Source organism: Enterococcus sp. R12, from assembly GCF_058135755.1.
Genome location: NZ_CM176874.1, coordinates 781321 through 793790, shown reverse-complemented (window position 1 = coordinate 793790; position 12470 = coordinate 781321). Strand labels below are relative to the sequence as shown.

The window sequence follows — 12470 nt, the reverse complement described above, 5'->3', positions numbered from 1 at the left end:
AAACGTATGAAAATTTCAATTAAATTTGCTTTCTTTTTTCTCTACACTTATACTATAATCACCTGATAACTATTTGTAAAATTGTACTTTTAAATACTAATTATAAATTTTATTAATAATAAAGGAGTCCGCAAAATGATTGAATTGCTCAAAACCTTCATTGTTGTTTATGAAACGAGAAACTTTAGTCTTGCCGCCAAACAGCTCTATAAAACTCAGCCAACGATCTCCTTACAAATCCAACGATTAGAGGCGGAACTTGGCTTTAAACTTTTTGAACGTAAAGGAAAACAATTGATTTTACCCACTAGCCAAGCGGAGTTTTTGTATCCTCGTGTGGTCGAGTCCCTCCGCTCTTTGTCCACTATTTTTTCGCAAGCCAAAGACACCAAAAATTTTAAAACAGCGTGTGTGCTCGCTTGTTCGAATACCACCGCCGTTTACTTACTGCCCAGCATCATGGCACAGCTGATTGCAGAATTTCCAACATTTGCCTTTGAAATCAAAATCATGAATTCGCAAGAAGTGATCGATGCCGTCGAATCAAACAAAGCCCATATCGGCCTGATCGAAAAATCAATCGTTTCGCCATTGATCCAAAAAGAATTCGTTTATCGCGATGAATTGGTGTTAGCAGGCAACCTCGCTTCTGATTTTTGGGTCTTGCGAGAAAACGACTCGGGGATGTATTACATTAACGAAACCTATCTGTACGCACAGCACCTGCATCCGCAAATCTTCAAAGCCAATAACAGTGAAGTGATTTTGTCCCTATTAAAACAAAACATCGGCAAATCGATCATCTCGAAACTTTCATTACCAGAAGGGTTGCCTTGGCAGGAACTTGATCCAGAGTACCGCTATCGTGATCTTTTTATCATTCAGAATCGTCAACGTGTGACGCCGGAAACCGGAGAGGTTTATGAGGAGATTAAACGGCTGTTGTTGGCATTGATTCCATAAATATTAATCTTTTGAACCAATTAAAGTGAATATAAAAAAAGACGCTGGAGTGTCGTTTGTCACTCCTCCAGCGTCTTTGTATTTTTATAATTCCTTGATAAACCGTTTCTGTTCATGACTGCTATGATAGCCATGGTTTTCATAAAACCTGTGAGCAGCATGGCGTTTAACATTCGAATTTAATCGAATGCCTTGCATTCCTCGCTGTCGGGCTTCTTCTTCAATTGCCGACAGTAGTTTCCCGCCAACGCCTTGCTTTTGCACTTGATCATCCACTACCAAACCTAGGACATTAAAAAATTGCCCAGCAGAATAAACTGTTGAATACGGCTGTGCTTCAATCATCCCAACTGCTTTTCCCTTTATTTCGGCAACAAGCAAGAGATGGTCCTCCTCAGCTATGATCCTCTTTAAACCCTCGATCAATACTTCTTCTTCGATTGGATAGCCTAGTACTTTCGACAAATGAGCTAGTTCTTTATGATCAGACAATGCTGCGGCTCTAATTTTCATGATATTCTCCTGTCTTTTGCTTTTGGTTCGGTCATTTCTTTAGAAAGTTTAATTTCATTTTCAACTTGGAAAAATGGTAAGTAGTCGCTTTGTGCAACCACAATAGAAAACGGAAATATACAGACAGTATACTAGCGATCACCTTATTGTTTTCACTATCTTTTTCCCGCTTGCTAAATTCCTTCAAGTTATTTTGCTAAATCAATATTTACGTCTGATCAAATGAAATGAGTGCGTACTCGTTAGGTATATACCTGATGGTCGTATATTCAAATAATTTTCCCATATCATTATAGACCGCATTTTCCAGTATCCCCACACAATTATTTTTTCCTAAAGCTAATTCTTTAAAGTCAGAATCTTTTGCAGACTCAACTTTCATAATGGACTTTGATGCAGCGATTTTAAAATCTAAGTTTTGTTTGATATGGTCGTAGATTGATCCGGCTATGATTTTCTCATTAAGTCCCTTAACGATACTTTTTTTGAAATAACTCGTATCTGACATCATCGCTTTCCCATCAATGATTCGTAATCGTTTCACAAGGTATACTCTTTCACCAACCGGAAATGAAATTTTTTTTGCTAATGAATCATCAACAGTCAACTCGCGAAATTCTTGCACAATTGTTTTTTTTTCGACCTCAGTATCTGAGGATAGTGCCTTCAATCCTTGAAAATTTCCTACCTTGAATGACTTCTTGTCAATCTCGATTCTTTCAAGAATCACTACCCCTCTTCCTTTCACACTATAAACCAATCCATCTTCATTAAGCAGTTGAATCGCTCGGCGAACTGTATTTCTGCTAGTACCAAATCGCTCAATTAACGCCATTTCGGTCGGTAAAACCATTGTATCGTTATAGAGTCCCTCATTAATTTCATTTTTCAAAGTGTCATATATATCCCGAAACTTGTTCACCATAGTTCCACCTCACTCTTTCAGTTAATTATAGCATGATATCATTCTACCTATACAAAAAACTTAAATTTGTTTAAACAAATACTTGATTATTTGTTTAAACAAATTTAAAATGAGCGTAACCGGTTAAAACAAATAAAGAAATGAGGAGGTTTTAGTATGAGTGACAAACAGTTAGCAGAGTACATGATTGAGTACGTTGGTGGAAAACATAATATCAAAAATGTAATCCACTGCATTACACGTGTTCGTTTCTATCTAGTGGACAAAGAGAAAGCCGATACAAATAAGATAAAAGAGTTGGATGGTGTAATGGGCGTCGTAGAAGCCCAAGGACAATATCAGGTGGTTGTTGGAAACAAAGTAAATGCTATTTACGAGGAAGTAATGCGCCAGTTAAACAATGATCAAGCCTTTGATTCTACAGAAGGAGTGGTGGAAAATGATTCCAATAGTGATTTTCTTCAGCTATTTCGAAATGGCTTCAATCAGTTTATTGGCATAATTACAGGTTCAATGATGCCCGTCATCGGTCTTCTTGCAGGAGCTGGAATAATCAAAGGATTACAAGCTTCGTTGGTGACGTTTGATTTATTACAAGATAGTTCGCAATCTTATCTATTGATTAACACGATTGCAGATGGCATTTTTTATTTTTTGCCTGTCATCTTAGGTTTTACTGCGGCTCAAAAATTAAAGGTGAATCCTATTGTTCTGGCAGTCGTGGGTGCGATACTCATTCATCCAAATATAGTCACTATTGCTTCAAGTACAGCTGCGAAGGTCGCTATTTTTGGCATAGAATTCCCCATTATGAATTATACAGCTTCGGTTTTCCCTATTCTGGTCGCTGCTTGGTTAGCAACGTATGTTGAAAAGTTTTTAAAGAAAATTGTTCCTCTCGTGATTTCTTCCATTGTGTCACCAATCGTTGAAGTTCTGGTACTAAGCTTAGCCGTTCTTCTTATCATCGGACCAATCATAACGATTATTAGTGATGGGCTTGCATTCGGAATTAGTACCATTTTTGACTTTAACACGATTATTGGCGGAGCCGTCTATTGCGCACTTTTTCCAGTCTTAGTGGTCTTCGGCATGCACTGGCCATTGATTCCGATCATCGTCAACGATTTAACTGTCAACGGATTTAGTATGATGAATGCCTTCTCGTCTGTATTGATGATGGGTATTGCGGGTGCAACGTGCTCGATTGCATTAAAAACAAAAAAAGCTCAACTAAAACAAGTTGCCTTTGCTGCCACTCTTTCACAAATATGCGGTGTTGGCGAACCGGCAATCTATGGTATTCTACTAAAATACAAAAAAGTTTTCTATCTCGTGACCCTTTCAAATATTTTTGGTGGTGCTCTAGCAGGCTTCCTTCACTTGGTCAACTATGGATTCGCAGGTGGGGTTATAGGCTTTGCCTCTTTTATCAACCCGGTTGCAGGGATCGATAACAACTTCTATGCTTATCTACTCTCTCATATAGGAACATTTTTGCTATCCTTTCTTTTGACTTGGCTTTTTGGTTTCAATGATAAAATGAAAGCTGCAGATGAACTGTAAGGTGATATATGATGAAAAAAATAATTTGGCATCAAGTATTTTCTAATTACCAAGTACTAAACTTTTCTCCTAATGGACGTAAATTACGTTTGAGAATCAAGCAGCCGCTTTCTGGAAAACGATTAGCACTCGAACTTTGTAACCGCTATGATTCTTTTGATTTAAACGTAGAGTCGATAAAAATCAGTAGTGATCCGGGAAACCAACAATCTAGTGTTATTACCTTAGATAATCGACCACAATTCATTGTCCCAGCTGGGGCCACTTTATGGACAGATGACATTGATTTTTCAGTAACCAAAGGAGCCGATATTCTGATAGAAGCATTATTTTCTAACGAGATCAATCGAGTATCTTCCTCGGCAAACTTACTGTCTGATCAATTAGTCCGTTCGAATATAAGAGAAACCAATAACTTTATTTTTGGTATTACTTCAGTTGCTCTAGAAACGAAAGTTGATGCAAAAGTCATTGCTTTTTTCGGCGACTCTTTAACGAATCAAGGATATTTTAGTGATAATGTCATCGACAATCTAAATAAATGTGGTCTGGTTGCAACAAGCTTTAATGCTGGCATATCAGGTAACCGTCTGACATGTGCAGGTTCAGGGATTTCTCGTTGGAAAGACAGCTTTGGGGTTGCTGGGATAAACAGGTTCCAAGAAGATGCCGTGGATCAAAAGCCAGATATGATCGTTTCATTGATTGGGTTAAATGACTTATTTCATCCAGGAACGGGCTCTCCACTTTCAGAATTACCTACCAAAGAGGAGTTGATCAAACACTACAAAGTTCTAATAAGTCTGGCAAAAAAAGCCGAAATTCCGTTTGTTCCTCTCACGCTTCCCCCTTTTAACTATTCTTACAACCAAGGAAAGCCGAGTTGGACCGAGGAAAAAGAAGCTATCCGAACTGCGTTTAATCAATGGTTAATGACGCAAGAAAATACGATCGATATCAATGATATGGTAAGAGATCCTTCTGATATAACAAGATTAGCTTCTGTATTTGATTCGGGGGATCATCTGCATTTTTCTCAAACTGGAGGGGAAATTTTAGGAAAAGCTGTGGCTGAGAAAATTCTTTACTTGTCATTGCTATGAATTGATAGACTCTCAATAAAAAAGACTGCTAAAAATAGTCGAAAATAAAACATACCTCCCGTACACATCTGGTTAAAATGTATACGGGAGGTTGACCTTTTAAGTATGAATTTTCTTCAACTCTGTGTTTGAATATCCTTACTCTCGATCACTAGCAATTACTCTACATACAATGTCACAAATTTTGCGTGGCCTATTTTTTCAAGAGTGACTACATTCTTTTCCACAACAAGTGCTTCTTTTGTAGCTTCTTTTAAATCGACTGTTTCTACTACATTCACTGGATGATTGAATGTGATCGTCGCGTGTCCACATTCATCTAAAAGCCCATTGTATAGGCGAAAAATATAACCTGGACGATCTTCGGCTTTTTTCAATACACTCAGGGTCAGATTGCCATTGATCTCAAAAAGACTAAAGTTTGCCGGTAAGGTTGGTTCAACCGGTCCTAAAGTAAAAATCAAGCGGGAATTCAGGAATTCTGCGGTTTGATAAATAGTGATCGGTGTTACTGCTTGTTTGGCACGTTGTGCAACATTTGCTTGATCAAATCCTTGAGCAAAGTAAGCAACAGAGAAATCAAAGTGCATCGTTTTGTGGCACTGTGCAGCTGGTGTCGCAATCACTGATTCTCCTGAAGCACGCCCTGGTCGATACAGTAGATTCTCTTTCCCCATGAAGCCATAGGTTCGGAAAATCGTTAGGCGAATCGTATTAAACGCTTTGCCCACGATCTCATATTCACGTACACCCTTGGGCATGACTGCTACGCCATGGGATGCATCGAATAAACCGACAAACGATTGACAAGTTTCTATGGCGATCGGCTGCTCATTCCATTGCTCTTTATTAGCTTCCCAAAGAGCCATTTCTTTTTCAAACACAACAGGGCGCTGCAACGTACCAAACTGTTGGTCAGCCAGCGAAAATTTCGAGGCAATTCCGGTATCAAATAGCACACATACCCGATGACTATCCACTTGTTGGTTTTCAACCGTTAAGTTGAAATCAATTTGTTGCGATTGTTTTTTCAACACGATCGTCAATTGGATCGGTAGTGAAGCCGAGACCTTCTTTTCTGCACGTTCAGCTAAATCCTTCGGAACCCTCAGCGTGAATGCCACATCAATCTTTTGGTAGATTGCTGATTGCTGAATCGAGATCGTTGGTTGCGCATCAATTGATGAAATCACAAAATCTTTCACAGGTGGTGAATAATTGAATGAATCACCATCGTCGCCATTTTCTTCAATGATCCCTTGATTTTGATAAAGCACCTGATTGGTTTTATCTAGAATATCTAACGAGCCATTGCTATTGACAGTGATCTGATAGTACTCATTTTCGATCGTATTGGTTGTAATCTCCTGCAATGGTGCGCTTGTATCACCTTTTAAATCAATTGTCAGCTGGGTATACCCCATACTCGGCACGTCAGTCGTTTCTATGGCAATCTTTGCTTTATAGACTTTCTCCGGCAAATAGATCTCCTTGACTGGATCTAATATGTTCCCCTGATTCAACACATACTCCGTTTGGTCGGTAAGCTCTAAAATCGTATAAGGTAACGCCTGACCTGACTGGTCAAGGATCGCAAAATCTTTTTGCGGCAAATAAATCTCTGCTTCGATCACCCCATTACGTTTTGTGTCATAGGTATTGAAAAGCGTAAAAGTAATTTCTTTTGCTTGTGGGTTGTTGATTGCAGTAGAAATCTGTCGTAACGTCAATTCGACAAGATTCATAGAAATATCTCGCGCTTGCTTATAGCGCATATAGATATCTTCGTTGGTCGTATCAGAAACACAAGAACCAATCGAATCATGCGCCGCATTTTCAAACATTAACTTCCAAATCTCTATGACTGTTTCCACGGGGTACTCAAATCCTAATTGCATAGCCATGGTTAAGATAGGCTCCATGACATTGACTAAGTAATGTTGGATCTGAGTGTTCATCGCCTTCAAATCAGGACGTGAAGAAAAAATCGTTTTGTGGATTCGCATCAATTTGCCGTTGATCAGTTCACCAGCGATTTCTTCCAACTCAGGATGGCGTGCTTTGACCGCAGCAATGTATTTTTCAATCGTTGAAAATTGTAACTCATACTCATCCTGATACAATTGATTCATTCGATCAACTAATTCTGGAAGATTTTCTCTAACTGGTGCTTGGTCGAAACCATTTGGAAAATACACTTGATCCGTTGCACTGCGTCCCCAAGTTGTTTTAAACGGTTCTTGATGTAAAAACTCTGCTAATTCTGCTTCTCGTTCAGGAATGGCACCGCCAATGTAGTACCCACTTGGGATCTGGTAAACATTGACCACAGAACCATCTTCTCCACGCCATTTGTACTCTGTGTGTTTAACATCGTCATCACTGACACCGCGCCAAAACATCGTGTCAGTGATACCAAACTCACGATAGATTTGTGGCATACTAGCTGCTTGTCCGAAAGAATCTGGCACATAGCCGACATTCATGTAGGTTCCGAATGCTTCACAAATTTTCATGCCATATAACATATTTCGAACAATGCTTTCTCCCGAGATCACTAATTGATCGGTTTGTGTGTACCATGGGCCAATGATCAATTTCCCTTGTTGAACAAGTTGTTGAATCCTTTCTTTGTCCTGTGGGCGCCATTTCAAGTAATCATCTAACAGAGAAGCCTGTCCATCTAAAATGAAACTTTCATAAGGATCATCCTTTTCTAGTTGTTCAATGACGTTTTTTAGATCGTGCATCAAATAGATTTTCGAGCGACTCGTCGTAAAATACCATTCGCGATCCCAATGACTGTGGGGTACGACATGTACTGTTTTTTTCATTCAATCATTCCTCTCCCGTGATTAAAAAAGGCACGTAACGATGGGTGTCGTTCGTGCCTATTAATTTTTCTCAATTTTTTTACCATCTGGTACGCATAATTTGATCCTTACATAAATGCTTCGAATTTTGAAAATCGTTTCTCTTCAAATACTCTTGTTTTCTTCCCCAAGTCTTGTCCTTGTCAGATACCTTAAAACGTTCTTGAAAAATCACCTGCTCGTGCCTTTTCTTTTGCTACTATTTAGCTAATCAGCCTTGTTGCTTAATTTTCAAAGCTCACTTCAATATCATCGAGGGCAATATCTTCTGTTTGTTCTTCTTGCTTATTGAAATTCACGAATAAAGGCGCGACAAAACCGATGAAGGCTGCTCCTGCAAATAGTCCAATCAAATACGCCCAACCGTTTCCAACAGTGAAGAAGCCGTAGATTCCCCCAACTGGCGGCATTTTGTCATACATTCCTAATGCGATCCCCAAACCAGAAGCGATTGCACCTCCCAACATGTTGATCGGCACAAGTCGTAATGGATTGACTAATGTAAAAGGAATTGCTCCTTCTGTGATTCCGATGAACCCCATAATAAAGTTATTACGCCCAGCATCCAGTAGCTCTTTGTTGAATCGATTTTTGTGGAACAAAGTTGCTAAGGCATATCCAAATGGTACCGCACAAATCGCAACGTTCACGATGATGGCTGGCAAATAGACCCCTTCCGCTAGTAACACATTTCCTGCCATCCAAGCAGCTTTGTTTACAGGTCCCCCTAAGTCAGAGCCAATCATTGCCCCCATGATGACTGCCAGTAAAATTTTGTTAACGTCATTTTCAATCATGGTTCGGATCCATTCAACCAAACTAGTATTGATCCACGCCAATGGCTCAGAGAGTAAAGCGCCCATGACGATTGCTACGGACAATGTAGCAATCAAGGGTAAAATTACCAGCGGCATTACACCAGCAAACGACTCCGGTAAGTTGATATGTTCTTTCGCCCACTTCACTAAGTATCCTGCTAAGAACCCAGCAATAACTGCCCCTAAAAACCCAGCATTGGTACTAGAAGCGACCGCACCACCGATAAAGCCGGCACCTAGCGCAGCCTTATCTCCAACAGAATACGCGATAAAACCAGCCAAGACAGTATTGATCAAGCCGATTCCTGTCCACCCTACTTGTTCAATCAAATAAAGCGCATGTTTAAAGCCTTCCGTGTCAGCATATGGATCTAAGCTTGTGATTCCCATACCAAGAGCAATCATTTTCGGAATGGCAACAACCAGTGAAGCACCAATAATCAATGGCAGTACAAAACTAATTCCACTCATCAAGTGGCCTTTTAAATCTGCTAGAACTCTTTTCATCATCCTTGCCTCTTTCCTTTAGTTTGCGTTTCTTTGTTCAACAGCAGCTACACATTTCTTCAGCACCGCTTCCGGTGCTTTGATACACGTATTGATATTTACTCGAATTTGCGGTTTTCCTTCAAACCGTTCCATCCCAACAACTTTTTGGTCAGTCGCTAAAAGCAAGAAATCTGCTTCTTTTGCTTCGGCTGCAGTGATCTCATTTACTTGCCCTAACGAGCCTTGCTGTTCGATCTTGACCTCATAGCCAAGTTTCGCACCAGCTTTTTCTAAAGCTTTTGCCGCCATCGGTGTATGTGCCAATCCTGCTGGACAGGCGGAAATTCCTACTATTTTCATACAATTTTCTCTCCCATCATTTCCTTTTTGATCAATTCTGCTAAATAAGCTTTGTCTTCTGATTGTTGAATCTGCTGAGTGAATGTCTCTTCAAGCAATGCAGTTGCTAGGCGGCTCAACATTTGCAGATGCACCGTTCCTTCATCTTTTTTAGGAACCATCAAAGCAAACACATTTTTGACTGCCGAATCATCGAAGGTTTCCCATTCGATGGCTTGCTCTAAACGAATAAACAAAACGGTCGGTTCCAAAACCGGTTCAGCTTTTGCATGTGGAATAGCAAAGCCTTCTTGTAAGCCGGTTGAATATTGTGCTTCCCGTTCAATGAATGCCGCACATGTATCTACTGCATTGGTAACGATACCTGATTCATAGGCATGATGCGCAATTACGTGAAACAGTTCTTCTTTTGATGTAACAGCCACATTCAAGAGAATATTTTTTTCCTGAAAATCCATCTCATCTGCTCCTTTCCTATATTATGAAACCATTAGCGTAATTCGTGTGGTTTATTTTCTGTACACGTTTAATTTACGGTTTCTGATTCACGATGTAAACACAACAAATTTCCAATTCAAGTGGCAATCATTAGTAAAGCGTTTTCCAAAATGATTGCCAACTCTTCTGGAAATTTTCGGTACTGGTGAAGCATTTCATTCTTATTCTTTCTATTGTATGATGAGAAAGAGCACGGAGGTGAAACAAGTGTCAAAACTTGCTTATCAACGATTAGATGATCTAATGGAAGTATTAACTAGACAAACGGCGCCGCTACCAATGAAGGAGTTAACGAAAAGCTTCTCGATTTCTGAGCGAACGGTTCGGACCGACATTGCAAATTTGAATGATTTGTTAACAAATGTGGGTGCCTCCATCAAGTTGATTCGAGGGCAAGGCTATTTGTTGTCTATTGGTTCAAAAGAACAATTTCATGACTGGTGGACTGAAAGTATGTCGACTACCGAGTCCTTTCTAACTACGAGTGAAGAACGACAAGCCTATCTACTTTTCCTTTTGTTTAAGAATGAAAACCCTTTATCCTTAGATGATTTTCTTGATCGATTATTTATTAGTAAAAACACCTTTTACTCATACTTAAAAACGGCTCGAGACAATTTAGCGACCTATCAATTAAAAATAGTAAATCGTCCAAATATTGGTTTTGAAGTCTTGGGTAACGAATTCGCTAAACGCCAAGCAATCAGTGATCTGTTGATTGAAAAAGATCTCCAAGAGTATTTGGTCGGCTTCACGGAAATGGAACTTGAGTTGTTTGATACGATTGATCTGACCCGCTTGCAAGAATTGTCATTAAATCATCTGACACCCTTAGACTTATTAGACTCTGACTACTATCATAAAAACATTCTTTCTCATTTTGCTTTAGCAATCAGTCGCTTTATAGCCGGTCATCATATCAACGAATTTCCCTTGCACGTGCCCGCGCTCAAAAAAGACGCCCAGAAAGTTGTAGGTCACTTCTTAGAAGAAATCGATCATGCATTTGATATACAATTGACTGCTGGAGAAAAACAATACTTCATTTACTATCTTGCGATGAATGCACCACGTTTAGTTGAAACAGGTGATGCAAGCGATTCTTCCACGAAAACTGCGAAAGCCATTGTGGAAGAATTATTAACTGCGATCAAACAGACGGCAAACTATGCATTAGAAACAGACAAGATGCTAATAGAAGATCTGACATCTCATATTGAGGGCTTTATCAATATGAATCTAATGGATGCACGCCGTAGCAATCCATTGCTGGCAACAATCAAGAAATCTTTTCCACAGGCTTATGATTTATGCTTGACCCATTTAGAAACGGTAAGCCTGAAACACGGTTTTTATTTTTCTCCTGATGAGATCGGCTATATCGCTTTGCACATCGCAGGTGCTATGGAAAGGAGTTCTATCAGAAATCATCATAAACATCGCGTCATCCTTGTTTGCGGAACCGGTCGAGCTATGAGTCGTATTATTGAAGCGAAAGTTATCAAGCACTATCAAGAAACGATCGAAGTCGTTGATCGCTTTTCTTACGTCGAGCTACAACAATGTGATCTTTCTGCGATTGATTTTGTGATCACAACCGTTCCATTAGAACAGTTCTCGGTTCCTTCTATTTACATCAACATGGCCAAGCTAGATAAAGAAATTGGCAAAATCGAACCGTTCATTGAAACGCTCAGTGAAACAAAAGACGGCATCTATTCATTGTTTCAAAAAGCATTTTTTCTTCATGAAAATCATGCAGATAAAGAAACCTTACTAAAGAAAATGGCGCAGCAACTGTACCAAAAAGATTTTGTGCCCCAAGATTTTTATGACAGTGTGAAAAAACGAGAAGCAATCAATCAGACTAATATTAACGAGTGGCTTGCTATCCCCCATCCCATGACATTGATGGCAAAACGCTCAGCCGTTTCAGTGGCGATCATTCCTGATGGCGTTGATTGGGGAAATGGTGATTTGGTTAAATTCGTCTTTCTCTTTGCGATTCAAAAAGACGAATATGAAGATACCGAAGAAATCTATAGTCTTTTATTAGAGTTGATGGATCGTGAAGATATTCAACAAGCAATCCTGCAAAAAAGTGACTATCACCACTTTTTGAGCTGTATAAAGCAATTATAAAAGGAGCTGGGGAATCCAGCTCCTTTTGTTGATTCTAATTTTTGTGAAATGCATGCAAACTATGGTTAGTAAATGAAAATCTTAGCTGAAAAGGGAGAGTTTGACAATCCCTCCCTTTTCAGCTAAGATTTTATTATTGTTACATTAATTCAATATCCAAACCACCACCGGGTGATAGAAGTGTTTGGTAAACTCATTAGGTCCTTGAAGAGTTTACTGG

Annotated in this window: 10 protein-coding genes; 4 read left to right on the top strand and 6 right to left on the bottom strand. The window is 39.4% G+C overall.

The genetic code is table 11. From position 1 onward, the window contains the following. Positions 1–135: 135 nt before the first annotated feature. A complete protein-coding gene (locus tag ACTW1R_RS03650; protein ID WP_271815049.1) occupies positions 136–963 on the top strand; it encodes a LysR family transcriptional regulator in 828 nt (275 codons plus the stop codon). An 84-nt stretch (positions 964–1047) separates the two neighbouring features. Here the strand turns inward: ACTW1R_RS03650 and ACTW1R_RS03645 are convergent, their stop codons facing one another. Further along, positions 1048–1476, bottom strand: coding sequence for a GNAT family N-acetyltransferase (locus ACTW1R_RS03645; RefSeq protein ID WP_261223867.1), 429 nt, complete (start codon positions 1474–1476; stop codon positions 1048–1050). 208 nt (positions 1477–1684) lie between these two features. Continuing rightward, the gene (locus tag ACTW1R_RS03640) at positions 1685–2401 is read right to left on the bottom strand and encodes a GntR family transcriptional regulator (RefSeq protein WP_271815050.1); all 717 of its coding nucleotides are present in this window, start codon (positions 2399–2401) and stop codon (positions 1685–1687) included. A gap of 156 nt (positions 2402–2557) precedes the next feature. On the opposite strand from ACTW1R_RS03640, the gene ACTW1R_RS03635 reads away from it, so the two are divergent. Together ACTW1R_RS03635 and ACTW1R_RS03630 are read left to right on the top strand one after the other, a co-directional pair. Next, positions 2558–3967, top strand: a complete 1410-nt coding sequence (locus tag ACTW1R_RS03635) for a PTS transporter subunit EIIC (protein ID WP_489927413.1) — start codon at positions 2558–2560, stop codon at positions 3965–3967. 11 nt (positions 3968–3978) lie between these two features. Continuing rightward, complete coding sequence (locus tag ACTW1R_RS03630) at positions 3979–5070, top strand: SGNH/GDSL hydrolase family protein (RefSeq protein ID WP_271815052.1); 1092 nt, start codon at positions 3979–3981, stop codon at positions 5068–5070. A 158-nt stretch (positions 5071–5228) separates the two neighbouring features. On the opposite strand, the gene mngB is transcribed toward ACTW1R_RS03630, so the two are convergent. The 4 genes from mngB to ACTW1R_RS03610 all read right to left on the bottom strand — a co-directional run bounded on the left by mngB (position 5229) and on the right by ACTW1R_RS03610 (position 10068). Continuing rightward, complete coding sequence (gene mngB, locus ACTW1R_RS03625; RefSeq protein WP_271815053.1) at positions 5229–7904, bottom strand: mannosylglycerate hydrolase; 2676 nt, start codon at positions 7902–7904, stop codon at positions 5229–5231. A gap of 263 nt (positions 7905–8167) precedes the next feature. Further along, positions 8168–9268: a PTS fructose transporter subunit IIC gene (locus tag ACTW1R_RS03620; protein ID WP_034858185.1), complete on the bottom strand. Its 1101-nt coding sequence runs from the start codon at positions 9266–9268 to the stop codon at positions 8168–8170. 18 nt (positions 9269–9286) lie between these two features. Then, positions 9287–9610, bottom strand: a complete 324-nt coding sequence (locus tag ACTW1R_RS03615) for a PTS fructose transporter subunit IIB (RefSeq protein WP_005237427.1) — start codon at positions 9608–9610, stop codon at positions 9287–9289. After that, the gene (locus ACTW1R_RS03610) at positions 9607–10068 is read right to left on the bottom strand and encodes a PTS sugar transporter subunit IIA (protein ID WP_151195690.1); all 462 of its coding nucleotides are present in this window, start codon (positions 10066–10068) and stop codon (positions 9607–9609) included. The genes ACTW1R_RS03615 and ACTW1R_RS03610 overlap by 4 nt, the downstream gene beginning before the upstream one ends. 247 nt (positions 10069–10315) lie before the next feature. On the opposite strand from ACTW1R_RS03610, the gene ACTW1R_RS03605 reads away from it, so the two are divergent. Next, the gene (locus ACTW1R_RS03605) at positions 10316–12250 is read left to right on the top strand and encodes a BglG family transcription antiterminator (protein WP_325837130.1); all 1935 of its coding nucleotides are present in this window, start codon (positions 10316–10318) and stop codon (positions 12248–12250) included. Positions 12251–12470: the final 220 nt, after the last annotated feature.